The organism is Bordetella hinzii LMG 13501, assembly GCF_001548475.1.
Classification (GTDB): Bacteria; Pseudomonadota; Gammaproteobacteria; order Burkholderiales; family Burkholderiaceae_B; genus Bordetella; species Bordetella hinzii.
Window position 1 is genome coordinate 88336 of the sequence record NZ_LRUJ01000001.1, and the last position, 23260, is coordinate 111595.

General features: G+C 67.8%; 21 protein-coding genes. 13 read left to right on the forward strand and 8 right to left on the reverse strand.

Annotated features, from left to right (window positions below):
* The first annotated feature begins 2 nt into the window (after positions 1-2).
* The 3 genes from AXA74_RS00410 to AXA74_RS00420 all read left to right on the forward strand — a co-directional run bounded on the left by AXA74_RS00410 (position 3) and on the right by AXA74_RS00420 (position 2396).
* A complete protein-coding gene (locus AXA74_RS00410) occupies positions 3-698 on the forward strand; it encodes an amino acid ABC transporter permease (protein WP_032963715.1) in 696 nt (231 codons plus the stop codon).
* 14 nt (positions 699-712) lie between these two features.
* The gene (locus AXA74_RS00415) at positions 713-1438 is read left to right on the forward strand and encodes an amino acid ABC transporter ATP-binding protein (RefSeq protein WP_029578216.1); all 726 of its coding nucleotides are present in this window, start codon (positions 713-715) and stop codon (positions 1436-1438) included.
* 85 nt (positions 1439-1523) lie between these two features.
* Complete coding sequence (locus AXA74_RS00420) at positions 1524-2396, forward strand: LysR substrate-binding domain-containing protein (RefSeq protein WP_029578215.1); 873 nt, start codon at positions 1524-1526, stop codon at positions 2394-2396.
* A 36-nt stretch (positions 2397-2432) separates the two neighbouring features.
* On the opposite strand, the gene AXA74_RS00425 is transcribed toward AXA74_RS00420, so the two are convergent.
* Both AXA74_RS00425 and AXA74_RS00430 read right to left on the reverse strand, forming a co-directional pair.
* Positions 2433-3242 (reverse strand): SAM-dependent methyltransferase, encoded by an 810-nt coding sequence (locus AXA74_RS00425; RefSeq protein WP_032979479.1) that lies wholly within the window; start codon positions 3240-3242, stop codon positions 2433-2435.
* A gap of 298 nt (positions 3243-3540) precedes the next feature.
* Complete coding sequence (locus AXA74_RS00430; RefSeq protein WP_029578213.1) at positions 3541-4242, reverse strand: glutathione S-transferase N-terminal domain-containing protein; 702 nt, start codon at positions 4240-4242, stop codon at positions 3541-3543.
* 216 nt (positions 4243-4458) lie between these two features.
* Here AXA74_RS00430 and AXA74_RS00435 point away from each other — a divergent pair, with 216 nt between their 5' ends.
* Together AXA74_RS00435 and AXA74_RS00440 are read left to right on the forward strand one after the other, a co-directional pair.
* Complete coding sequence (locus tag AXA74_RS00435) at positions 4459-6627, forward strand: N,N-dimethylformamidase beta subunit family domain-containing protein (RefSeq protein WP_032979480.1); 2169 nt, start codon at positions 4459-4461, stop codon at positions 6625-6627.
* A gap of 24 nt (positions 6628-6651) precedes the next feature.
* Positions 6652-7665: a tripartite tricarboxylate transporter substrate binding protein gene (locus tag AXA74_RS00440; RefSeq protein WP_032979481.1), complete on the forward strand. Its 1014-nt coding sequence runs from the start codon at positions 6652-6654 to the stop codon at positions 7663-7665.
* Positions 7666-7671: 6 nt separating this feature from the next.
* On the opposite strand, the gene AXA74_RS00445 is transcribed toward AXA74_RS00440, so the two are convergent.
* On the reverse strand, positions 7672-8556 hold the full coding sequence (locus tag AXA74_RS00445; RefSeq protein ID WP_029578210.1) for a MurR/RpiR family transcriptional regulator: 885 nt from the start codon (positions 8554-8556) through the stop codon (positions 7672-7674).
* Positions 8557-8672: 116 nt separating this feature from the next.
* On the opposite strand from AXA74_RS00445, the gene AXA74_RS00450 reads away from it, so the two are divergent.
* The 6 genes from AXA74_RS00450 to AXA74_RS00475 all read left to right on the forward strand — a co-directional run bounded on the left by AXA74_RS00450 (position 8673) and on the right by AXA74_RS00475 (position 15238).
* Positions 8673-9992: an aspartate aminotransferase family protein gene (locus tag AXA74_RS00450; RefSeq protein ID WP_032979482.1), complete on the forward strand. Its 1320-nt coding sequence runs from the start codon at positions 8673-8675 to the stop codon at positions 9990-9992.
* A 218-nt stretch (positions 9993-10210) separates the two neighbouring features.
* Positions 10211-11368 (forward strand): acyl-CoA dehydrogenase family protein, encoded by a 1158-nt coding sequence (locus AXA74_RS00455; RefSeq protein WP_032958681.1) that lies wholly within the window; start codon positions 10211-10213, stop codon positions 11366-11368.
* Between the two features lie 8 nt (positions 11369-11376).
* Positions 11377-12036 carry a TetR/AcrR family transcriptional regulator gene (locus AXA74_RS00460; RefSeq protein ID WP_029578207.1) on the forward strand — a complete coding sequence of 220 codons (660 nt, stop codon included), beginning with the start codon at positions 11377-11379 and terminating at the stop codon, positions 12034-12036.
* A 4-nt stretch (positions 12037-12040) separates the two neighbouring features.
* Entirely contained in the window at positions 12041-13069 is a 1029-nt protein-coding gene (locus AXA74_RS00465) for a hypothetical protein (protein WP_032958155.1), read from the forward strand.
* A gap of 19 nt (positions 13070-13088) precedes the next feature.
* The gene (locus AXA74_RS00470) at positions 13089-14225 is read left to right on the forward strand and encodes a CaiB/BaiF CoA transferase family protein (RefSeq protein ID WP_032972700.1); all 1137 of its coding nucleotides are present in this window, start codon (positions 13089-13091) and stop codon (positions 14223-14225) included.
* A gap of 41 nt (positions 14226-14266) precedes the next feature.
* Positions 14267-15238 carry a Bug family tripartite tricarboxylate transporter substrate binding protein gene (locus AXA74_RS00475; RefSeq protein ID WP_029578205.1) on the forward strand — a complete coding sequence of 324 codons (972 nt, stop codon included), beginning with the start codon at positions 14267-14269 and terminating at the stop codon, positions 15236-15238.
* 51 nt (positions 15239-15289) lie between these two features.
* Here the strand turns inward: AXA74_RS00475 and AXA74_RS00480 are convergent, their stop codons facing one another.
* The 4 genes from AXA74_RS00480 to AXA74_RS00495 form a co-directional block, all read right to left on the reverse strand.
* Positions 15290-16063 (reverse strand): YggS family pyridoxal phosphate-dependent enzyme, encoded by a 774-nt coding sequence (locus tag AXA74_RS00480; RefSeq protein WP_029578204.1) that lies wholly within the window; start codon positions 16061-16063, stop codon positions 15290-15292.
* 88 nt (positions 16064-16151) lie between these two features.
* The gene (locus AXA74_RS00485; protein ID WP_029578203.1) at positions 16152-17111 is read right to left on the reverse strand and encodes a Bug family tripartite tricarboxylate transporter substrate binding protein; all 960 of its coding nucleotides are present in this window, start codon (positions 17109-17111) and stop codon (positions 16152-16154) included.
* A 111-nt stretch (positions 17112-17222) separates the two neighbouring features.
* Positions 17223-18515 carry a MocR-like B6 salvage transcription factor PtsJ gene (gene ptsJ, locus AXA74_RS00490; protein WP_032979483.1) on the reverse strand — a complete coding sequence of 431 codons (1293 nt, stop codon included), beginning with the start codon at positions 18513-18515 and terminating at the stop codon, positions 17223-17225.
* Between the two features lie 136 nt (positions 18516-18651).
* Positions 18652-19257 carry a TetR/AcrR family transcriptional regulator gene (locus tag AXA74_RS00495; protein ID WP_032979484.1) on the reverse strand — a complete coding sequence of 202 codons (606 nt, stop codon included), beginning with the start codon at positions 19255-19257 and terminating at the stop codon, positions 18652-18654.
* A 104-nt stretch (positions 19258-19361) separates the two neighbouring features.
* Between AXA74_RS00495 and AXA74_RS00500 the strand changes: the two genes are divergently transcribed.
* Positions 19362-20102, forward strand: a complete 741-nt coding sequence (locus AXA74_RS00500; protein WP_032958163.1) for an SDR family NAD(P)-dependent oxidoreductase — start codon at positions 19362-19364, stop codon at positions 20100-20102.
* A gap of 116 nt (positions 20103-20218) precedes the next feature.
* Here AXA74_RS00500 and AXA74_RS00505 read toward each other — a convergent pair whose 3' ends face one another.
* Entirely contained in the window at positions 20219-21169 is a 951-nt protein-coding gene (locus AXA74_RS00505) for a LysR family transcriptional regulator (RefSeq protein WP_029578199.1), read from the reverse strand.
* Positions 21170-21299: 130 nt separating this feature from the next.
* Between AXA74_RS00505 and AXA74_RS00510 the strand changes: the two genes are divergently transcribed.
* The gene (locus AXA74_RS00510; RefSeq protein ID WP_029578198.1) at positions 21300-23255 is read left to right on the forward strand and encodes a flavin-containing monooxygenase; all 1956 of its coding nucleotides are present in this window, start codon (positions 21300-21302) and stop codon (positions 23253-23255) included.
* Positions 23256-23260 lie beyond the last annotated feature (5 nt).

Below are 23260 nucleotides of genomic sequence, written 5' to 3' on the forward strand. Positions count from 1 at the left end.
CCATGCTGGAGATACTGCAGAAATACGGCACGATGTTCCTGGTGGGATCCTGGCCCCACGGCCCGCTGGGCGGCTTCGCGGCCACGCTGCTGCTGGCCGGCCTGGGCCTGGCGCTGGCCTTCCCCATCGCGCTGCTGCTGGGCTTTGCCCGCGTGGGCCACTATCGCGCCGCCCGCCTGCTGGCCGCCTGCTGGGTCACGGCCTTCCGGGGCATCCCGCTCATCATGATCATCTTCTGGGCCTACTTCGCCGTGCCGCTGGTCACCGGCATGACGATATCGGCCTTCAAGACCGCCCTGGTGGCCATCGTGCTCTACGAGAGCGCCTTCCTGGCCGAGATCGTGCGCGCCGGCCTGCAGGGCCTGCCGCGCGGCCAGACCGAGGCGGCCCGCTCGGCCGGCCTGTCCTATTGGCAGAGCATGCGCTTCGTGATCCTGCCGCAGGCCCTGGTGAACATGATTCCTTCGCTGGTGAGCCAGTTCGTCTCGACCATCAAGGCCACCTCCATCGTCTACATCATCGGCGTCGAGGAAGGAACCTTCGTGGGCCAGCAGATCAACAGCATCGAACTGACCTCGGCGCTGCAGACCTATCTCATTCTGGCGGGCTTTTATTTCGTGATCTGCCTGACGCTGTCGCGCCTGGCCAAACGCATCGAGACCCGCATCCAACGGCGCCGGCTGGGGCTGGCATCCTGAACCGGGAGAAACGCATGATCGAACTGAAACAGGTCAACAAATGGTATGGCGACTACCACGCCCTGAACGACGTGAGCGGCCGCATCGGGAAAGGGGAAGTGGTCGTGGTCTGCGGCCCCTCGGGCTCGGGCAAATCCACGATGATACGCACGCTCAACCGCCTGGAGGCCATCCAGAAAGGCGACATCACCATCAACGGCAGCAGCATCTACGACCCCAAGAGCGACCTGAACCGCCTGCGCGCCTCGATCGGTTTCGTGTTCCAGCAGTTCAATCTCTTTCCGCACTACTCGGTGCGCGAGAACGTGACGCTGTCGGCCCGCAAGGTCTTCGGCATGCCGGCCCGCGAGGCCGATGCGCTGGCCGAGACGCTGCTGGCCAAGGTGGGCCTGGCGCACAAGATAGACGCCATGCCCATCAACCTGTCCGGCGGCCAACAGCAGCGCGTGGCCATCGCCCGCGCCCTGGCCCAGCGTCCGCCCGTCATCCTGTTTGACGAGCCCACCAGCGCGCTGGACCCCGAGATGGTGTCCGAAGTGCTGGCGGTCATGAAACAGCTGGCCGCCGAAGGCATGACCATGGTCATCGTCACCCACGAGATGGACTTTGCCCGCGAAGTGGCCGACCGCATCTGGTTCATGGACGCCGGCTGCATCCTCGAAGACAGCGCCACCGACGCCTTTTTCAGCGCGCCGCGCCATCCGCGGGCCCGCAAATTCCTGGAAGACGTGCGCCACTGACGCCCCGGCGGAGGTCTTGCGCGCAGCGCGATCGGCCGAATTGCGCTATGGTCCGCTGTGCAAGACCCTTCTATCGAGAATCGCCATGCGCAACCTGGATCTCGACCTGCTGCGCACGCTGGTCGCCATTGCCGAACATGACTCGTTTTCCGCGGCCGCGGACAGCCTGCACAAGACCCAATCGGCCATCACGCAGCAGATGCAGCGTCTCGAAGGCCTGATCGACCTGCCGCTGTTCGAGAAACGCGGCCGCAATAAACGCCTCTCCAGCCACGGCGAGAAGCTCGTCACCTATGCCCGGCACATGCTGGCCATCAACGACGAGGCGCTGCGCTCCCTGCAGGACAGCCTGCTCGAAGGCGAACTGCGGCTGGGCTCGCCCCACGATGTGGCCGACAGCATCCTGCCCAGCGTGCTGACCCATGTGGCGCGCACCTTCCCGCGCATCAAGCTAGAGATCCGCGTGGACCGCAGCCCGCACCTCATGACGGCGCTGCGCAACGGCGAGCTGGACCTGACCGTGTCCACGCGCTTTGACCAGGATTTCGAGGGCGTGGTGCTGCGGACGTCGCCCACGGTATGGCTGTGCTCGGCCGATTACGTGCATGACATCCATGCGCCCGTGCCCCTGGTGCTGGCCGACGAACCCAGTATCTTCCGCCGCATCGCCCTCAACGCCCTGGAGCAATCCCAGGTGCACTGGCAGACCAACTACGTCGCGCCCAACCTGGTCGGCATCAAGGCCGCGCTGCGCGCCCGCCTGGGCATCACGGCGCGCAGCGTCGAACTGCTGGGTTCGGACATGCGCGTGCTGGGCGAGAAAGACGGCCTGCCACCCCTGCCGGACGTCAATTACTTCCTGTGGATGCGGCGCGACCTCATCAATCCGCTGACGCGCCATGTCTACGACATGCTCAAGACCAACCTGCGGCTGTCGGCCAACAACAAGCCGGGCTAGCCCGCGTGGCGGGACAGGGCCGCGCGGCCCTGGCGCCTAGCGTATCCGGGTGGCGGACCAGCGGCCCGAGCCGTTGACCGTGCCGGCGATCGTATCGCCGTCGACCTCGCCGACATAGCGGTCGCCGCCGGCCACGAAGGCGATGCGGGCGCCGTCCAGGCGCGCCTCGCGCAGCCGGATCGCATCGCCGCCGTCATGCAGATTGCCCTCCAGCTTCTGGAAGCGCTGCTCCAGCGTCAGCCGCTTGCCCTGCAACTGCCAGCTGCCCTGCACCTTGGCCGGCACCACCCACTTATAGGCATTGCAATAATTGACGCAATCGCCTCCCGCCTCGGCGGTTTCGTCCGGCGCCCAGTCGTCCATGTTGAAGGAGTTGGACACCACCCGCGTGCCGGGCTTCATGTCCAGCAGGATGGGCCGCAGGCGCAGATTGAGCTGCGGCAGCAGGAACAGCGTCACCACCGTCGCCTGCGAGAAATCGGTCTTGAAGATATCGCCCTGCTCAAACGTCGCGGTCTTGGACACGCCCTCGTCCTGGGCCGCCTTGCGCGACAGGGCCACGAGGTCCGGATTGAACTCCACCCCATGGGCGCGCACTCCCCGCTTGGCCGCCGTGATCACCGTGCGGCCATCGCCCGACCCCAGGTCCACCAGATAGTCCTGGGGCGTGACCTGCGCCATCTCCAGCATGCGGTCGACCAGGGATTGGGGGGTGGGCACCCAGACGACGTCCTTGCCTTCCTGGCCGACCGTGGGCTGGTAGGCCGGGGCCTTCTGGGCCCAGGCGCCCGCCGTGGCCAGGCTCAAGGCCAGCATGGCCGCGGCCCGGCGAATCCGGATCTTCATTGCGTATCTCCTGAAATGAGCAGGGTGGAAACCTCGTCCTCCGCCTATCTTTCAGCTTGTTGTCAGACTTTGGAATGTACCGGCTGTCCGCTGTCATGAACAGGGTTTGTTACGGCTGGAAGCCATCCCTGGGCCTCGCGCCGCAATGGGCGGGCGGATGATCCGGAACGCCGGTGTCCGCCGCCCATCCGGCGAGGGCCAGCGCGGCAGGCCCGCGTCCCGCCGGGCCGTTGGCGCAGACGGTTTTTATTGTCTTGTCCACGCCGACGGCCGCCTCGCCAGGCGGCCGGGCCGCGCGCTACGCCGAGGGAATCGTCAGCCCGCGCGCCACGGCCGGCCGCGCCACGAAGGCATCCAGCACGCGCTTCACATTGGCGTAGCGGTCGAACGCCACCAGTTCGCCCGCGCCGTAGAAGCCCACCAGGTTGCGCACCCAGGGGAAGATGGCGATGTCGGCGATGGTGTAGGTATCGCCCATCACCCATTGGCGGTCCTGCAGCCGCTGGTCCAGCACGCCCAGCAAGCGGCTGGATTCGGCCGCGTAGCGGTCGCGGGGACGCTTGTCCTCGTAGTCCTTGCCGGCGAACTTATGGAAGAAACCCAGCTGGCCGAACATCGGGCCGATGCCGCCCATCTGGAACATCAGCCATTGCAGGGTCTCGAACCGGCCCGCCGTGTCGGCCGGCAGCAAGGCGCCCGTCTTGCTGGCCAGGTAGACCAGGATGGCGCCCGACTCGAACAGGCCCAGCGGCTTGCCGCCGGGGCCGGCCGGATCCAGGATGGCCGGAATCTTGTTGTTCGGGCTTAGCGACAGGAACTCCGGCGAAAACTGGTCCTGCGCATCGAAACTCACCCGGTGCGCCTCATACGGCAGCCCGGTCTCCTCCAGCATGATGGACACCTTCACGCCATTGGGCGTGGGCAGCGAATACAGCTGGATGCGGTCGGGATGGAGGGCGGGCCACTTGCGGGTGATGGGAAAGGCGTCCAAGGCGCTCATGCATAGTCTCCGGGTGAGGGTGGCGAACATGCTAGCGCATCGGCGCCGCGGCGGCACCGCCCGGCGCCCCCGTGGAAAACAAACTCTGAAAACGGAGATTTTCATCCGTTTCTTCTGAGCGCGGAGCATACGCTCTACGATTTTGCCCACGCTCCGCCCCGGCCCTCGTGAACCCGGCCGGTGGCCACCACAACGCTCCCGGAGGTTGGACACAGCATGATCTCGCTAGTCGGCTACACGGACAGGTTTTCCGCCCGGCCGGGCGAAAGCCTGGCGGTCAAAGTTTCCAGTTCGCTGGATAAACCGTATTTCGCGGACTTGGTGCGCATCCACAGCGCCGATCCGAATCCGGCCGGCCCGGGCATGCGCTACACGCCGGCGCAAGCCGGCTTCGCGGGCCGCTACCCGTCCCGCGCGCAGGCCATCCACCAAGGCTCTTGCGGCGTAGTGCCGATCGGCTCGCTGCCGCTCGGGCCGAATTGGACGATAGGCCTGCGCGTGCAGCCCTGGCTGCTAGAGGGCCGCGAATCGGCCGTGCTGTCGGCCGGCGGCGCCACCCCGCTGTCCTTGCGCGTGTCAGCCCAGGGCGCGGTCTTGCACATCGGCGCGCAGCGCTGCCGCATCGATGCGCCCATGCATCCGCGCCACTGGTATGAGCTGCGGGTGATCGCCGAAGATGGCCGGGTGCGCTTGCTGCAGCGGGCCATCGATGCCCGGGGCCTGCCGGGCGCGGAAGCCGCCATGGCCTTGGCCGCGCCCTGCCGCCTGGATGGACAGATGGTGTTCGGCGCCGAGCAGGACCCGGACGGGCCACACTACCGCGCGCATTTCAATGGCCGCCTTGAACACCCCTTCATCGCTTCGGGCCGCCACGATGGCGCCGCCGTCATCGACCCGGCGCGCCTGCGCTTTCCCGATCTGCTGGCCTGGTGGGACTTCAGCCTGGACATCGCCTCGCGGCGCATCAGCGACCGCGGTCCTTTCAGGCTCGACGGCAACATGGTCAACCTGCCCACGCGGGCCGTGCGCGGGCCGTATTGGGACGGCAGCGCGATGAACTGGCGGGACCGTCCCGACCAGTATGCCGCCGTGCACTTCCATGAGGACGATCTCTATGACTGCCAATGGGAGACCGACTTCGTCTTCGAGGTGTCGCGGGACTTGCGCAGCGGCGTGTACGGCATCCGCCTGCGCGAGCGCGCCGATGGCGGCGAGGAAGACGTCATCCCCGTCTTCATCCTCCCGGCCCGCGGCGCGCGCCCGGCGCCGGTCGCGCTGGTCATGCCCACCTATACCTACCAGATTTACGGCAACTACGATCGCAAGAACTACGACGAGGCCATGCGCGCGCGCATGGCCGAATGGGGCACCTACCCCCATCACCCCGCCGTCAACAAACAGTTCGGCCTGTCGGCCTACAACCTGCATGCCGACGGCAGCGGCGTGGCCTACTGCGGATCGCAGCGCCCCCTGCTCACCATGCGTCCCGGCTATATCGCCTACCCCGACGCGCGCGGTTCGGGCTTGCGCCACTTCGCGGCCGACATGCATATCGTGGCCTGGATGGAGGCCTCGGGGATCGACTACGACATCCTGACCGACCACGATCTGGAGACCGACGGCGCGGGATTGCTCACGCCCTACAAGGCCGTGCTGACCAGCACCCATCCCGAGTACCAGTCGCCGGCTTCGCTGGACGCTTTCCGCGACTACATCGAGGGTGGCGGCAAGCTGGCCTATCTCGGCGGCAATGGCTTTTACTGGCGGGTGGGCCGAAGCGAGGAAGTGCCCAATGTGCTGGAAGTGCGCCGAGCGGAAAACGGCGTGCGATCCTGGGTGGCCCTGCCGGGCGAGTACTACCACGCGCTGGACGGCGGCTATGGCGGTCTGTGGCGCAACAACGGCCGCGCGCCGCAGGCGCTGGTCGGCGTGGGTTTTGCCGCCCAGGGCCGTTTCGAGGGCTCGTATTACCGCCGCCAGCCGGCTTCCTATGCGCCCGACTACGCCTGGCTGTTCAAGGGCATCGACCAAGAACGGATCGGCGACTTCGGCTTTTCCGGCGGCGGCGCGGCGGGCTTCGAACTGGATCGCGCCGAGCCGCTCTTGGGCACGCCCGTCAATGCGGCCATCCTCTGCACCTCGGAGGGACATCAATCCCACTTCGGGGCCACGCTGGAAGAGCTGATCGCCCCGCCCAGCTACAAGGATGGCGGCCGCGCGGCCTCGCTGGTGCGTGCCGACATGGTGTATTTCGAGCTGCCCCGCGGCGGCGCGGTGTTCGCCGTGGGCTCGATCACCTTTTGCGGCAGCCTGCCCTGGAACCACTTCGACAACCCGGTATCGACGCTGATGAAGAACCTGGTCGCGCATTTCTGCCACGCCTGATTTCGCCCTTCTAACGGAACCCCCATGTCCCCTATCCTTCTGTCCCGGCGCCCCGCGCTCAAGATGCTCGGCGGCATCCTGCTGGCCGCCGCCGCCCAGGGCCCGGCCGCATCGGCCGCCGAGGCCTTTCCCAACAAACAGATCACCGTCGTCGTGCCCTTCAGCGCGGGCGGCACGACCGACATCCTGGCGCGCGTGGTCGGCGAGAAGCTGGGCCAGGCGCTCAAGCAGACCATCGTGGTCGAGAACCGTCCCGGCGCGGCGGGCAACATCGGCGCGGCCTTCGTCGCCCGCGCCAACCCGGACGGCTATACCCTGCTGCTGGGCACGGTGGGCACCAATGGCATCAACGCCGCCCTCTATAAAAACATGCCCTATGACCACCTGCGCGACTTCGCGCCGCTGTCGCGCATCGCGATGGTCCCCAACGTGCTGGAGGCGCCGGTGAGCGCCCCGTATTCGACGGTGGCCGAACTGATCGCCTACGCCAAGGCCCATCCCGGCAAGGTCACCTTCGGTTCGGCCGGCATCGGCGGCTCGCAGCATCTGTCGGGCGAGTTGTTCAAGTCCATGGCGGGCGTGGACATGCTGCACGTGCCCTACAAGGGCAGCGCGCCGGCCCTGCAGGACCTGGTGGGCGGCCAGGTCGATGTCATGTTCGACAACCTGCCGTCGTCCATTCCCTACATCGTCACGGACAAGAACAAGGCCGGCAAGCTCAAGGCCCTGGCCGTGACCACGGCGCAGCGGGCTTCGAACATGCCCGCGGTGCCCACGATGAGCGAAGCCGGCCTGTCCGGCTATGAAGCCACGTCGTGGTTTGGGCTTTTCGCGCCGGCGGCCACCCCGCCCGCCGTGCTCCAGACCCTGCAGACCGCGCTGAACAAGGTCCTGAGCGACCCCGCCGTCATCGCCAAGATCCATGAGCTGGGCGGCATCGCCTGCAACGACAGCCCCGAGCAGTTCGGCGCCTTCGTCGAGCAGGAGACCCGGAAATGGGGCGACCTGGTGGCCAAGGTCGGCGTGCAGCTGGAGTAGACGGGATCAGCCCGCCGCCATGCCCGGTTTCGAGGGCAGGTCGTCGGGCTCGAAGGCCCCGGTGGCGACCATCATCTTCTGGTGCTGCTTGGCGCGCGCGTGGGCGGCCTCGCCCCGGCGCGCCACCCAGGCCGAGGCCAGCCATTGCACGGCCGCCATCGCCCCCACCATGGAATCGAAGAAGGCGTCGGATTCCTTGCGCACGAGCAGTTGCCTGTCGGTGGCCCTGGCCAGCGCGCTCAGGGGCGCATCGACGATGCCCAGGGTCCAGGCGCCCGCCTCCCTGGCCAGGCGCGTGGCGCTGACCGTATCGCGGCTGCAGGGTTCGAACGACGCCGCGATCACCACGTCTTTCTTGCCCAGGTCCAGCAGGTCCAGCGCAAAGCCGCCGCCGCGGTCGTCGGCCAGCACCACGTCGGCCGCCGTCATGCGCAGCAAATAGTGCAGCCAGGTCATGACGGCCGTGCACGACAGACGGCTGACCAGCGCGATGCGCCGCGCCTGCGCCATCCGGCCCACGGCCTCTTCGATGGCCTTGGCATTGTCAGGCGTATAGCAGCTCTGCACGTTCATGACTTCGGTGCGAAGCATGGCCGGCACCGGCGACACCAGGGTCGTGGCGGCCATGCGCTCGGCGAACATGCCCCGGTTCTGCCCCCGGCGCAGCATGTCCGCGAACCCCTCCCGCAGCCCGCTCCAGCCGGCATAGCCCAGGTGCTGGGCCAGGCGGATGAAGGAAGCGCTGGATTGGCCGGACATCTCGGAGAGCTCGTCCAGCGAACGGGTGGCCACATGCGCCGGATTGGCGAGGATCCAGGTCGCCGTGCGGCGCAACGTGCGCGACAGGTTGTCGTATTCCTGGCGGACAAGACTTTCGACCGTGGGGCTCATGGCGGTCCGGTGCAGAAGCACAATTTCTGGAAATGGAGATTTTAATCCATAGATTTTTTTTCTGGAGTGTCCGCTCTAACCTGTCGCCGACGCCATTCACACCAGGAACCGCAGCCATGTATACCGCTTCCGACTTTCCGGCATCCGCCGCCCTCTATGCCGAAGCCCAGAAATACCTGCCCGGGGGCAATACGCGCACCACCGTGTTCCAGCATCCTTTCCCCCTGTACGCCGCGCGCGGCGAGGGCTGCCATGTGTGGGATGTGGACGGCGTGCGGCGCATCGACTGCATCAACAACTACACGGCGATGATCCATGGCCATGCCAAGCCGGAGATTACGCAGGCGGTCACCCGGCAATTGGCCCTGGGCACCTGCTTCGGCATGCCCACGCCCAGCGAGATCGACCTGGCGCGCGAACTCTCGCGCCGCGTGGCCTCGGTGGAACGGGTCCGCTTCATGAACTCGGGCACCGAGGCCGTCATGATGGCCATCAAGGCCGCCCGGGCCTACACCGGGCGTCCCAAGATCGCCAAGGTCGAAGGCGCCTATCACGGCAGCTATGACCCCGCCGAAGTCAGCCTGGACTCCCAACCCGCGCAATGGGGCGAAGACCTGCCGCGATCGGTGCCTTATGCGACGGGCACGCCGGGCGGCGTGCTGGACGACGTCATCGTCATCCCCTTCAATGACCCGCCGACCGCGCAGCGCCTGATCGCCCGGCACGGCAAGGACCTGGCCGCCATCCTCATCGATCCGCTGCCCAACCGCGCCGGCCTGGTCGGCGCCTCGGCGGAATTCCTGGCTACCCTGCGCCAGGCCGCCGATGCCGCGGGCGCCCTGCTCATCTTCGATGAGGTGATCTCTTTCCGCCTGGCCCATGGCGGCGCGCAATCCCTCTTCGGGACCACGCCCGACCTCACGACCTTCGGCAAGGTCATCGGCGGCGGGTTCCCGGTAGGCGCGGTGGGCGGGCGCCGCGAGGTGATGGCGGTCTTCGACCCGACCGGCGGCAAGCCCGCCCTGCCCCATGGCGGCACGTTCTCGGCCAACCCCGTCACCATGACGGCCGGCCTGGCCGCGCTGCAAGCCCTGGACGCGCCGGCCTTCGCGCACCTGGACCGCATCGGCCAAGCGGTGCGCGATGGCGCCAACGAAGCGCTCAAGCGCCATGGCCTGCCCGGCCGCGCCGTGGGCATGGGCTCGCTGCTGCGCATCCACTTCACCGGACAGGCCCCGCGCGACTACCGGAGCATCTATCCCGACGCCCAGGCGTCGGCGCGCCTGAAAACCTTTGTGGACGCCCTGCTGGCGCACGGCGTCCTGGCCGCCGGTTACGGCCTGATGGCGCTGTCCACGCCCATGGGCGAGCGTGAAGTGACGCAGATCGTCGACGCCATCGACCGCGCGTTGGCCGATACCCGGCGCGCCGGCTGAGGCGGCGCCGGCTTTTCTGCGGTCGCCTGTCTCCGTTTCCCGGTCCGTCTTCATGAACAGCGCGCCCCGAAGGGGCGCCTGATCCTCGACGGAGCCGATATGTCTTTGCCGCCCGCGCCGGGGCCGGGCGGCCGGCGCGGGTTTTCCCCAGTATCTCCAAAATAAATACTGAGTAGTATGTTTGATAAATACTCAGTAGTATGTTTTTGGAGAAATTCATGACTGTGGTCTGGGAACCGGCGCTGCCGGTCCAATCGGTGGTCTGGCGCGACAAGGCGGCGGCATTGACGCGGGATCTTTTCGCCCCCGCCGCGGCGGCCATCGACGCCGAGCAGCGCTATCCCGTGGAACATCTCGCGCCCCTGCTGGCCAGCGGCATCTCGGGCATGTTCGTGCCGGCCGAATATGGCGGCAGCGGCGCATCGCTGACCTCCGTGGTCTCGGTGGTCGAAACCGTGGCCCAGGGCTGCGCCTCTACCGCCGCCATCCTGGCCGCGCTCTCGCTGGGCGCCTTCCCGGTCCTGCTGGGCGGCACCCACGCCCAGAAGATGGAGCTGCTGGGCGGGCTGGCCACCCAGGGCCGCGCGGTCAATTTCGCGCTGAGCGAGCGCGACGCGGGCTCCGATCCCTCCGGCCTGCAGACCGTGGCCGTGCGCGAGGGCGAGGGCTGGCGCATACGCGGCGAAAAATGCTGGCTGGGCAATGGCGGCCACTCCAGCCATTTCATCGTGTTCGCCCGCAGCAGCGACGACGAACGCCACAACATCAGCGCCTTCGTGGTGCGGCGCGACGCCCCCGGCGTGGCGGTGGATTTCTACGAAGACAAGATGGGCATCCGCGGCACGACCACCACCAACCTCAAGCTCGACACCTGGGTGCCCGCCAGCGCCATGGTCGGCGAGGAAGGGCGCGGCATGAGGCTGGCCCTGGGCACGCTGGCCATCGGCCGCGTCGTGGTGGCCGCCCAGGCCAATGGCATCGCGCTGGGCAGCTATGCGGCGGCGCGCGATTTCGCCGCCCGCCGCGAGACCTTCGGCAAGCCCATCATCGATCACCAGGCCATCGGCTTCAAGCTCGCCGACTCGGCCACGGCCCTGTCGGCCTCGCGCATGATGACCTACGAAGCGGCCCGCGCCTATGACGCCGGCCAGGACATCGGCGTGCTGGGCGCCATGGCCAAGCTGCTGGCCAGCGAAAACTCGCATGCCGTGGTGGACGACGCCGTGCAGATTCTCGGCGGCCGGGGCTATGTCAAGCCTTGCGCCGTCGAGCGCGCCTACCGCGACCAGCGCATCACCGAGATCTATGAAGGCACCTCGGAGATCCAGCGCCTGGTCATCGCGCGCGCCGTCAAGAAAGAAGCGCTCTCGGCCTGAGAACCGCCATGAAAGCCAAGCGAAAAATCGCCTACGACGACATGCCCCAGCGGCAGATCGACCTGCTGGACGCGGCGGCGGCCGCCTTCACCGAGATGGGGTTCGCGGCGGCCACCATCGATTCGGTGGCCGATCTCATCGGCCTCACCAAGGGCAGCGTCTATTACTACTACCGCAGCAAGACCGAGCTGTTTTTCGCCGTCCATCGGCGGGCCATGCAGCTGAACTTCGATACCGTTGAGCCGCTGGCCCGCGACACCGCGCTGCCGCCGGCGCGCCGGCTGTGGAACATGGCCCACGCCCACACGCATCTGATGATGCGCCACCTGCCCTATCAGCGCGTCACGGTGCAAGGGGCCGAATTGCGCATGACCGGCCGCAGCACGGACGAGGAACGCGCCGAACTCGAAGAGCTGGTCAAGCTGCGCGACGACTACGAGACGCTGTACCGCGACGTCCTGCAAGAGGGCATGCGCCTGGGCCAGTTCCGCGAGGCGCCGGCCGCGCTGGCCGTCAAACCCATGCTGGGCGCGCTGAACTGGACCACGATGTGGTACCGCCCGCGCGACAACGAAACCGAAGCCGACCGCGAACGCATCGCGGTCCAGATCGCCGACGGCATCCTGGCCAGCGCCTTGCCGCTGCCGGCTGCGTACACCCAAGGATGATGGCATGTCATTGAACGAGAACGAGCGCGCCTGGCGCGCCGTGGCCAACTGGTATCACGCTTATTTCACGGGCATCGTGCTGTCCACCGTGACGCGGCGCGGCACGCCGCGCGCCAGCGAACTGGTCTATGAGATCTTCTGCCGCCAGCGCCGCGAGCGTTTCCTGCCGGGCCTGAAGAAACTCGGCATCGACCATCTTCCCCCTGCCGTGGCGGCCGCCCAATACCACTATCTGTCCAACCATATCGGCGGCGTGTCGGTGCAATACATGTACGAATCCGACCGCAAGGCGTGGATACGCTACGCCGCGCCGCGCTGGATCTGGTCGGGCACGGCCATCTGCGCCATCCCCTCGGAAGTCTCGCGCGCCATGCTGGCCGGCTGGCACGCGCAGAACGGCGTATCGCTGGGCAATCCCAGGCTAGGCTTTGTCTGCACCAAGCAGGCCGTCGACGGCCAGTCGGGCCTCGAAGGCTATTACTACGAATACGACCACGACCTGCTGCCGCATGAGCGCCTGCGCTTCGCGCGCCACGAGGATGCGCCGGACTTCGATCCGGCCGCCGCGCCCGGCCTGCCCACCGAGACCTGGCCGCGCGACCGCCTGGCCAAGGCCAACCGCAACTACGCCATGGAATATGTGCGCAGCGCCCTGCCCACCGCCTTGCAGCTCTGGGGCCCCGAAGACGCCGGAGCCTTGCTGAAGCTGACGGGCCAGCTGATCGGCATGCAGTGCTATCACGAGACCGCGCAGGGCCTGGGCGTGGCGCCCGAAGCCGGCGCCAAGGGTTTCGCGGCCTTCCTGGCAGCGCTGCTGCATGCCCAGGGCGACCAGGCCGAGGTGACGCCGGACGGCCAGGGCTATGTCGTGCGCCAGGCCGGCTGGGCCCTGCTGCAAGGCATGAACGACCCCCACCCCGCCTTGGACATGGCCTGGGAAGGGCTCTTGAACGGGGCGCGCGACGCCCATGACCACCGCCTGAGCCTGCGCCGCCTGCCGGCCGCCGAAGGCTATGTCTGGCATATCGCCTAGGCGCGACAAGGAGAGCAATATGCAGGCAACACAAACGGGCGGCGCCCTGCAGGGGCTGCGCGTCATCGACGCATCGCGCGTGCTGGCGGGCCCCTTTTGCGGCCAGATACTGGGCGACCATGGCGCCGAAGTCATCAAGATAGAGGCGCCGGAGGGAGACGAATGCCGCGGCTTCGGGCCGCCTTTCGTCGAGGGCAGCTCAGCCTACTTCCGGGCGGTCAACCGCAACAAGCGCAGCATGGTGCTGGACCTGAACCAGGACGGCGCCCGCGCCGTCTTCTGGCAACTGCTGGAAAGCGCCGATGTGCTGATCGAGAACTTCAAGGCCAGCACGCTGCGCGCCTGGGGCGTCGCCTCGCCCAAGGAGATCACCCAACGCTACCCGCGCTTGATCCATTGCCGCATCACCGGCTTCGGCGACGACGGCCCGCTGGGCGAGCTGCCCGGCTATGACGCGGCGGTGCAGGCCATGGCCGGCCTGCTCAGCATCAATGGCGAGGCGGGCGGTCCGCCCTTGCGCCTGGGCGTGCCCGTGGTCGACCTGACCACCGGCATGAACGCCGCCATGGCCGTCCTGCTGGCCTTGCAGGCGCGCCACCTGACCGGCCAGGGCCAGATGGCCGACATCACCCTGTATGACTCGGCGGTGTCGGTGGCCCATCCCTTCCTGACCAACTACCTGGCCTCCGGCGTGACGCCCAGGCCCAGCGGCAACGGGCATCCGAACATCGTGCCCTACAACGTCTACCAGACGCGCACCTGCCCGCTGTTCATCGCCGTGGCCAACGACCGCCTGTTCGGCAAGCTGTGCATCCAGCTGGGCTTGCCCGAGCTGCCGCAGGACCCGCGCTTTGCCACCAATGGCCAGCGCGTGGCCAACCGCGACGCGCTGGACGCCGCGCTGCGCGCCGCCCTCGCCACCCTCGATGGCGAGGAAATCGGCCCGCGCCTGCTGGCGCAGAACGTGCCGGCCGCGCCCATCCTCGATGTGGGCGCGGTCGCCGCGGCCCCGCATACCGCGCATCGCGCCATGGTCGTGCGCCAGGACGGCTACACCGGGCCCGGCATCCCCATCAAGCTATCGCGCACGCCGGCGTCCATCCGGCGCGGCCCGCCGGCCCTGGGAGAGATGCCGGCGCCGGACGGCGCCCTCTGATTTTTCCAACCGCAGCAACCAGAAGAATAGACAGGAGACTTATGAACAAGCCCCGATTTGCCACCCGCGCCGCACTCTGCGCCATGACGATGGCCATGGCCGGCGCCGCCCTCGCCGCCGACGCCTATCCCGGCGACAAGCCCGTGCGCATCATCGCCGCCTTCTCGACCGGCAGCGCCACCGACAACAGCGCCCGCATCCTGGGCCAGGAGCTGAGCCGCGACCTCGGCGGCAACTTCATCATCGAAAACCGCCCTGGCGCGCAAGGCGTCATCGGCACCGATTTTGCCCTGCGCCAGCCGGCCGACGGCTACACCCTGACCATCACCAGCAGCTCGCTGAACTCGATCAATCCCGGCCTGGTGAAAGACCTGCGCTACGACGCCGTCAAGGACTTCACGCACATCTCGCGCCTGACCACCATGCCCATGCTGCTTCTGGTGCGCGGCGACGGCGATGTCAGCAGCGTCAAAGACCTGGTGCAAAAGGCCAAGAGCAAGACGCTGAACTTCGGCTATGGCTCGCCGGGCGGCCAGGTGGCGGGCGCGGCCTTCAACAGCATTGCCGGCGTCAAGGCCACCGGCATTCCGTACAAGAGCCAGCCGCCCGCGCTGACCGACCTGGCCGGCGGCCAGGTGGACTATGTGCTGGGCGATCTATCGGTGGCAATGCCGCTCATCCGCTCCAACAAGATCCGGGCGCTGGCCATCAGCACGCCGCAGCGCCTGAAGGACCTGCCCGATGTGCCGACCTTCGCCGAAACCGGCTACTCGGCCTTTGACCTGGTCGTCTGGGTGGGCGTGGGTGGACCGGCCGGCATGCCCGCCGACGTCGTGGCCAAGCTCAATCAGTCCATCAACAAGGCCCTGGCGCGCCCCGAGGTCCAGCAGAAGTTCGAACTCATGGGAATGACGGTTGCCCCCAACACCCCTGAGCAACAACTGGGCTTCGTGCAGGACCAGCTTGCCACCTGGAGCAAGCGCATGAAAGAAGCCGGCATCCAGCCGGAATAAGCGCCGGAGAACGGCGTTTGCGCGGGCCGGCCATCACGGCCGGCCCGCCCCTCAGCCCTGGGGCCAATAATAGCCGTCGGGGGTACTGCGCGCCCCGAAGATGGCCTGCCCCACGCGCACCACGGTCGCGCCTTCCTCGATGGCGATCTCGTAGTCGCCCGACATCCCCATGGACAGCTGCGCCACGTCCGGCCGTTCCTGGCGCAGGCGGTCGCGCACATCGCGCAGCCGCGCGAAGCACTGCCGCACGCGGCTGCTTTCGGTCGAGAGCAGGGCCAGCGTCATCAGGCCGCGCACGCGCAAGGCCGCAAACGGGGCCAGCTCGCGCACAAAGCCGGCCACCGCCTCGGGCGCCAGGCCGTATTTGCTGGCTTCGCCAGACGTATTGACCTGCACGAAGACATCCAGCCCGCGGCCCTCGGCCTGCAGGCGGCGCTCCAGCGCTTCGGCCACGCGCAGACTGTCCAAGGCCTGGAATTCATCGGCATACCGCGCCACGAGCTTGGCCTTGTTGGTCTGCAGATGCCCGATGACCGACCACCTGAGATCCTCCAGGTCGGCCAGGGCCTCCCATTTGCGCGAGACTTCCTGCAGCTTGTTTTCGCCCAGGAAACGGCAGCCCGCCTCATACGCCAGGCGGATGCGCGCGTCGTCGACCGTCTTGCTCACGGGCAGCAGGCGCACGCTGCCGGGCTCGCGCCCGGCCCGGGCGCAGGCCGCGTCGATGCGCGCGCGCACCGCCGCCAGATTGCGCTGGAAGTCCTCGACCGACCGCGCCTGGGGCCAGCGGCCGTGCAAATCATGCTGTGTCTGGGTGCCGCCCATCTCATGCGGGCCCTGCCTCCACGGCCGGGCCACCTCCGGGTTTTGTCATAGGACAAATATAGCATGCCGCCACACGGCGGCCGGAGGCTCAACCGACGGAGATCTTGGCGCGCCGCGCCACCTCGCCCCAGCGCGACACTTCGCTCCGCGTGAGCTGGGCCAGCTCGTCCGGCGTGCCGCCGCCGGCGTCGGCGCCCAGCTCCACCCAGCGCTTGACGAAGCGCGGGTCGCCGAAGGCCTGGTTGACGGCCCGGTTCAGCGCCGCCACGGCCGCCTGGGGCGTGGACGGCGGAGCATAGATGCCGTACCAGCTGGTGGCGTCATAATTGGGGGCCCCGCTCTCGGCGGCGGTGGGCACATCGGGCAGATGCGGCGAGCGGTCCCTGGAGGTCACGGCGATGGCCCGCACGCTGCCCGCGCGGATGTGCTGGATGGCCGAAGGCATGGTCTCGAACATCATGTCCACATTGCCCGCGATGATGTCCACGATGGCCGGCGACGAACCGCGATACGGCACATGCATCATCTGCGTGCCGGTCACGCTCTTGAAGTACTCGGCCATCAGATGCTGCATGGTGCCCGCGCCCGGCGTGGCATAGCTGTACTTGTCCGGACTCGCCTTGAGCAGGGCGACCAGCTCGGCCACATTGCCGGCGGGCAGGTTTTTGTTGACGATCAGCGCATGGTTCACCCGCCCCAGGAAACCGACCGGCGTCATCTCGCGGATGTCATAGCCCAGATGGGGATAGACCGATTGCGCGATGGCGTGATGCACCGCGCCGAACAGAATCGTATAACCGTCGGGACGCGACTTGGCCACCGCGTCGGCGCCCAGCGTGCCGCCCGCCCCGCCGCGGTTTTCCACGATGACGGACTGCCCCAGTCCGGCGCGCAGCGGCTCGGCCAGCTGGCGCGACAGGATATCCACCGTGCCTCCCGGCGCATAAGGCGCGATCAGCCTGATGGTCTGGTTGGGAAAATCCGCCTGGGCAAACGCCCGGCCCAGCGGGGCCATGGCCGCGAGGGCCAGCAACTGTCTCCTGTCCATGCCTGTCTCCGGTGGATCCGCCCTCGGACAGGGCGGTGATCGCGATGCGCTCGGGCACCCTCAACAACCAGACAGGCAGGATAGGAATCCGCAAACTCCCATGCAATTGAATTATTTCTCAAGCCGGGCAAGACCGGCCCGCACATCGCGCGCCAGCCGGCGGCACTGCGCCGCATCGAGCGTCGAAATGGTCAGGCGCAGGCCCGACACGGGCGCCTGCACGCCAAACGCCTGTCCCTCGCGCACCGCCCAGCCGCGCCGCGCCAGCGCCTCGGCCAGCGCCCGGTCATCCTCCATTGGCAGCCACACATTGAGCCCGTCGCCCGGCCAGGCGCCGTCCACGCCTTGCGCCTGCAGGGCGTGACGAAGATGGTGGCGGCGGCGCGCGTAGTCCTTGCGCGCGCGCGCCAGCAGGTGCTGCGTCTGTGGACGCGCCAGCGTCGCCTCGACCAGGTCCTGCAGCAGATGGCTGACCCAGTGGGTGCCCGGCGCCAGGCGCAGGCGCAGCAGGCGGGACGTGGCCGGATCGCTGGCCACGGCCGCCACGCGCAGGTCCGGCCCCAAGGCCTTGGAGAAAGAGCGCACCAGCGCCCAGCGCTGGCGTCCGCGCCCCAGGACGGAAAAATACGGCGCCTCGGCCAGCAAGGCGAAATGATCGTCGACGATGACCAAGACCTGCGGATGGCGCGCCAACACGCGCGCCAGGGCCTGGGCGCGCGATGCGCTCAGATTGCAGCCGGTGGGATTATGGGCGCGGGGCGTCAGGATCACCGCCCGCGCGCCCGAGGCCAACGCGGCCTCCAGGGCCGCGGCCTGCATGCCCTGCTCGTCGACCGGCACGCCCACCGCCTGCAGGCCGGCCAGCCGCAACAGATTGATGCTGCTCAGAAAGCAAGGCTGCTCCACCGCGACGCGGTCGCCGGCCACCAGGCAGGCGCCCAGGAGGCGTTCGATCGCATCGACCGCGCCATGCGTGATGTCCACCTCGAACTCCCCAGGACAATCGGGTGCGCACCAGGCGCGCGCATAGGCGGCCAGTCCGGCATTGACCGTGGGCTCGCCATACAGACGCCGCGGCCGCGCCGGCGCCGCAAGCTCCGGCAGCCAGGCTGGATTCGGATTGCCGCTGGCCGCGTCGATCAGCTCGGGATCGGCGCCCTGGCCCTCCTGCTCGCCCGGGCCGTGCGGCTGGCGGATCGCCGTGCCCAGACGCCCCTGAGCGACCGCGATGCCGGCGGCCACCAGGCGCTTATAGGCCGCGGCCACCGTATTGCGGTTGACGCCCAGCGCGGCGGCCAGCTCGCGCACCGGCGGCAGACTCATGCCGGGCGTCAAGGCGCCGGCCTGCGCCTGGGCGCGCACACTGTCGAAGATCTCGGCGGCGGTCTTTCCTTCTATCGTCATGGCATCCCCGGTCTATGGCGGGGATTGTAGTTGTCATAGGCCAATCCTTCCCTGGCGCTATCAGACACCAAGACGGGCGCTCGAAACGGCGAGACCCGGGCGCTCGGCACCTGAGAACTCGGCAGCCGGAAGCGCCTCAATGGGCCTGGCCCGCCAGGGCCGGCCAGGCCGCGAGGGCGGCGGCCGCGACACTCTCCAGTTCGCGCCGGCTGGCGCCGTCGCGCGCCTGGATGGACATGCCTTGCTGCACGGTGACGTAATAGCGCGCCATCGCATCGAGGTCGGCGGCCGGGGCGATCTCGCCCGCGTCCGCCCCGGCCTGCAGGCGTTCGCGCAGATCGGCGATATTGGCGGCCCGCATCTCGACCAGGCGCTTGCGCAAGGCGCCCGCATGGTCGCCCAGGGCCGAGAGCACGATCAGGCAGCCGGCCGGCTTGGCGCGGCGCGTGAACACCCGGGCCGATTCCATCAGGTAGGCCTCGACCGCCTGGTAGGCGCTGCCGGCCTGGGCGAGCGCGCTCCAGATCTCCCTGCCCTCGGTCGCGCTGTAGTACGCCAGCGCCTCCCCGTACAAGGCCTCCTTGCTGCCGAAGGCCGCGTAGAGACTGGGCGAGGCAATCCCCATGGCGGCCGTCAGGTCGGCCATCGAAGCGGCTTCATAGCCTTTGCGCCAGAAGACCTCCATGGCGCGCGCCAAGGCGGCCTCGCGATCGAAACTCCTGGGACGGCCTCGCTCTGCCATGATCGATATCCGAATTTTGTGCTGATTGGTAAATAAATTCTTGACGCCTGGATGACTCTACCATAGCATTTTTGTACCGATCACTACAGAATTAAGGTAACCCCATGAGCACATTGCAAGGCAAGAAGGCCCTGGTCACCGGCGGCAGCCGCGGCATCGGCGCGGCCATCGCGCGCCGCCTGGCCGCCGAAGGCGCCGACGTCGCCATCACCTACGAACGCGCGGCGGACCGCGCCGCCCAGGTCGTGGCCGGCATCGAGGCGCTGGCGCGGCGCGGCCTGGCCATCCAGGCGGACAGCGCCGACCCGCGCGCCGTTCCGGCGGCGGTGGACGAGGCCGCCCGGTCCCTGGGCGGGCTGGACATCCTGGTCAACAATGCCGGCATCTTCCGCGCCGGCCCCCTCGAGGACCTTACCCTGGCCGACATCGACGCCACGCTGAACATCAATGTGCGCGCCGTCATCCTCGCCAGCCAGGCCGCGGCTCGCCACATGGGCAAGGGCGGGCGCATCATCTCCATCGGCAGCAACCTCGCCAGCCGTGTCCCCGCGCCGGGCATGAGTCTTTATTCGCTGAGCAAATCGGCCCTCATCGCCTGGACCCAGGGGCTGGCGCGCGATCTCGGGCCGCGCGGCATCACGGTCAACATCGTCCACCCCGGGTCCACCAACACCGAGATGAACCCGGCCAACGGCGAACACGCCGACGCCCAGCGCGAGCGCATGGCCATCCCTGAGTACGGTTCGCCCGACGACATCGCCGCGCTGGTCGCCTTCATCGCCGGCCCGCAGGCGCGCTCCATCAATGGCACCGGACTGACCGTGGACGGCGGCGCCAACGCCTGAAGCGCTCAGCGCGCGGCCGCGCGGCGCTCGATGCGAGGCCGCCATGTCCCGCCCGCCCGGGCCCCGGTCTCGCCGTCACGCGCCGGGCGGACCTGAATCAGGGTGGCGGCCGAGGATCACAGGCGCCGCACCGAGGCGTCCAGCTCCGGAAACTTGCTCGACCACATTTCCTTGATCTCGCGCAGCCGGCGCGAGAACATGCCGCTGAAGCGCCTCGCGGCCAGCGTGGGCGGGGAACGCAGGTCGTGCAGCAGGAAGAGATCGAACTGCACGCGCGGATTGGAAATGGGATAGATGAAATACTGCTCGGTATCGATCTGGTCGGCCACCGAGTTCATCAGGCAGATCGCGCCCCAGTCGGAATGGCGGATGCTCTCAAGGGTGGCGACCATGCCGTCGATCTTGATGACCTTGCGCGCCTTGACGCGGCCGCTGGCGATATAGCTCTGCATGGTGGAGCCCAGCAGGTGCCGCTCCGAAGGGATGACCAGCACCAGGTCATGCATCGCCGATAGATCGCAATGACTGAAGGTGGGGCCGTTGATGGGCTGGCTGGACACCAGCACGAACTCGTCGGTAAAGCCCAGTTCGCAGGACAGGCTGGTGCTGTCCAGCGGCATGGCGCCCAGCCCCAGGTCCAGCGCCCCGGCCTGCACCAGCTCGGTGATATTGCGCGCATACCCCTCGGTGACGGAGATGTCCACGGCGGGATAGAGGCGCAGGAAATCATCCAGCACCTTGCCCAGCACGTTCTTGCACATGGACGAGGTCACGCCCACCTTGAGCGAGCCGGTGACGACATCGCCGGCCACCAGGTCGAGGATTTCCTGCTTGGCGGCCGAGAGATCGCGCGCGATGGGCACCGCCAGCTCGTAGAGCCGCCGGCCCGCCACGGTGGGCGTCAGGCCGCGCTGGCCGCGTTCGAACAGGGGCGTGCCCAGCTCCTCTTCGAGGTTGCGCACCTGCATGCTCAGGGCGGACTGCACCACATGCATGCGCTCGGCGGCGCGGGTAAAGCTGGCTTCTTCGAAAACGCCGATGAAGTAATGCAGGGCCCGGATCTCCATGGCCTGTGTCTCCTCCGGTGGGCCGGCGCGCCATCAGGATTCCTGATCCCACCCATCAATCAATATCGTCATGCCCGGCCGGGATCCTCCCTAGACTGCCGCCATGCCTTTCTTATCAGGTCTGGAGACAATGAAGCATCCCACCGAGAATATATTCCATGCGGCAACGCGCGACGAAGCCGCCTTGCGCGCCGCGCTTGAAGAAGCCGACATCGTGCCCGCCGCGCTCGTCCTGGTGCACCTGACGGGCGATCTCGCCATCCTCGACGAGATGAGGCCCCACATCCAAGGCGGCTGGAACTATATGGAAAAGGTGCCGGAACCTCTGCGCCGCCGCATCCGCGAGCGCCTGGTGAGCGTGCTCAAGGAAAAGGCCGCCGATCCCAGCCTGCCGGCCCTGCCGCCGCCGGATGTCCTGCACCGCATCATGAGCGCCAGCGTGGGCGCGCAAATGCCGCCCGAATACGTGCCCCTGTTCGTCGAGGAGCTGGGTCTGGCGCAGGGCGACCCCCGCGCCCTGCGCTGGCGCCGCGACCCCGCCCCCCTGGGCCTGGCCGATTTCCGCGTGCTCATCGCCGGCGCCGGCCTGTCGGGCATCTGCGCGGCCGTGCGCCTGAAGCAGGCCGGCATCCCCTTCGTCATCCTGGAACGCAACGAAACCGTCGGCGGCACCTGGCACGAGAACACCTATCCCGACTGCGGCGTGGACACGCCCTCGCATTTCTATTCCTATTCCTTCAACCCCAATCCGCAGTGGTCGCGCTACTTCGCCAAGCGCGACGAAATCCAGCAATACATCGAGGACACCACCGACAAGTTCGGCCTGCGCGAGCACATCCGCTTCGGCGTATCGGTGCAAAGCGCTAGGCTGGACGAGGAAAGCGGCCTGTGGCTGGTGCACAGCGTGGACCGCGACGGCCGCGCCCAGGCCCAGGCCTGCAATGTCTTCATCACCGCCGTGGGGCACAATGTGCCGGCCACGCCGCGCATCGAAGGTCTGCGGGATTTCCGCGGCGAGGTGGTGCACACGGCGAAATGGGATCCGGCCATCAAGCTCGACGGCCGCCGGGTCGCGATGATAGGCACCGGCGCCAGCGGCATGCAGGCCGGCCCCGCGCTGGCGCCCAAGGTGGAAAAGCTGACCATCTTCCAGCGCTCGCCGCACTGGGCCATGGGCAACCCCAACTACCACCGCGCCGTCCCGGATGGGCAGAAATGGGCGCTGCGCCACATCCCCTACTTCAATCAGTGGGCGCGCTTCCTGATCTTCTGGGCCGCTTCGGACAGCTTTCACGACAGCCTGTTCATCGATCCCGATTGGAGCCAGCCCGATATCTCGCTCAATGCCAAGAACCACCAGATGCGCGAGAACATCCTGGCCTATATGCGCGAACAGCTCGGCGGCGACGAAGCGCTGATGCGTAAATGCACGCCGGGCTACCCCCCCTACGGCAAGCGCCTGCTGCGCGACAACCATTGGTTTGCGACCCTCAAGCGTCCCAATGTCGAACTCGAAACGGACGCGATCGCGCGCGTGACGGCCGACGGCATCCTGACCCGCGCGGGCAAGCTGCACGAGGTCGACGCCATCGTCATGGCGACGGGCTTTCATGCCTCCAAGCTGTTGTGGCCCATGGAAATCATCGGCCGGGGCGGCCGCAGCATCCGCGAACGCTGGGGCGACGACGATCCGCGCGCCTATAAAGGCATGAGCGTGCCCGGTTTTCCCAATCTGTTCGTCCTGGCCGGCCCCAACACCATCCTCTCGCATGGCGGCAGCGCCATCTTCCACAGCGAGTGCCAGGTCACCTACATCCTGCAGGCGATACGCGAGATGGTCGAGCGCAACCTGCGCACGCTGGAAGTCCGCCGCGACGTGCATGACCGCTATAACCAGCAGATCGACGAACGCCATCGCAACATGGTCTGGGCCCATCCCGGCGTGACCAGTTGGTACAAGAACAAGCACAACCGCGTCACCATGACCTCCCCCTGGCGATTGGTGGACTTCTGGTCCCTGACCCGCGAATTCGATCCTGACGATTACCTCTGCACCACGGCCGCGCCCTATGCGGCGGCGGCCTGACGGCC

Bases quoted from the DNA above. Each gene is read 5' to 3' on its own strand.
- AXA74_RS00425 (WP_032979479.1), bottom strand. From the start codon at position 3,242: ATGAAGATCCGGATTCGCCGGGCCGCGGCCATGCTGGCCTTGAGCCTG.
- AXA74_RS00440 (WP_032979481.1), top strand. From the start codon at position 6,652: ATGTCCCCTATCCTTCTGTCCCGGCGCCCCGCGCTCAAGATGCTCGGC.
- AXA74_RS00420 (WP_029578215.1), top strand. From the start codon at position 1,524: ATGCGCAACCTGGATCTCGACCTGCTGCGCACGCTGGTCGCCATTGCC.
- AXA74_RS00410 (WP_032963715.1), top strand. From the start codon at position 3: ATGCTGGAGATACTGCAGAAATACGGCACGATGTTCCTGGTGGGATCC.
- AXA74_RS00480 (WP_029578204.1), bottom strand. From the start codon at position 16,063: ATGGGCGGCACCCAGACACAGCATGATTTGCACGGCCGCTGGCCCCAG.
- AXA74_RS00505 (WP_029578199.1), bottom strand. From the start codon at position 21,169: ATGGAGATCCGGGCCCTGCATTACTTCATCGGCGTTTTCGAAGAAGCC.
- AXA74_RS00510 (WP_029578198.1), top strand. From the start codon at position 21,300: ATGAAGCATCCCACCGAGAATATATTCCATGCGGCAACGCGCGACGAA.
- AXA74_RS00475 (WP_029578205.1), top strand. From the start codon at position 14,267: ATGAACAAGCCCCGATTTGCCACCCGCGCCGCACTCTGCGCCATGACG.
- AXA74_RS00455 (WP_032958681.1), top strand. From the start codon at position 10,211: ATGACTGTGGTCTGGGAACCGGCGCTGCCGGTCCAATCGGTGGTCTGG.
- AXA74_RS00470 (WP_032972700.1), top strand. From the start codon at position 13,089: ATGCAGGCAACACAAACGGGCGGCGCCCTGCAGGGGCTGCGCGTCATC.
- AXA74_RS00435 (WP_032979480.1), top strand. From the start codon at position 4,459: ATGATCTCGCTAGTCGGCTACACGGACAGGTTTTCCGCCCGGCCGGGC.
- AXA74_RS00445 (WP_029578210.1), bottom strand. From the start codon at position 8,556: ATGAGCCCCACGGTCGAAAGTCTTGTCCGCCAGGAATACGACAACCTG.
- AXA74_RS00465 (WP_032958155.1), top strand. From the start codon at position 12,041: ATGTCATTGAACGAGAACGAGCGCGCCTGGCGCGCCGTGGCCAACTGG.
- AXA74_RS00500 (WP_032958163.1), top strand. From the start codon at position 19,362: ATGAGCACATTGCAAGGCAAGAAGGCCCTGGTCACCGGCGGCAGCCGC.
- AXA74_RS00460 (WP_029578207.1), top strand. From the start codon at position 11,377: ATGAAAGCCAAGCGAAAAATCGCCTACGACGACATGCCCCAGCGGCAG.
- AXA74_RS00430 (WP_029578213.1), bottom strand. From the start codon at position 4,242: ATGAGCGCCTTGGACGCCTTTCCCATCACCCGCAAGTGGCCCGCCCTC.
- AXA74_RS00485 (WP_029578203.1), bottom strand. From the start codon at position 17,111: ATGGACAGGAGACAGTTGCTGGCCCTCGCGGCCATGGCCCCGCTGGGC.
- AXA74_RS00495 (WP_032979484.1), bottom strand. From the start codon at position 19,257: ATGGCAGAGCGAGGCCGTCCCAGGAGTTTCGATCGCGAGGCCGCCTTG.
- ptsJ (WP_032979483.1), bottom strand. From the start codon at position 18,515: ATGACGATAGAAGGAAAGACCGCCGCCGAGATCTTCGACAGTGTGCGC.
- AXA74_RS00415 (WP_029578216.1), top strand. From the start codon at position 713: ATGATCGAACTGAAACAGGTCAACAAATGGTATGGCGACTACCACGCC.
- AXA74_RS00450 (WP_032979482.1), top strand. From the start codon at position 8,673: ATGTATACCGCTTCCGACTTTCCGGCATCCGCCGCCCTCTATGCCGAA.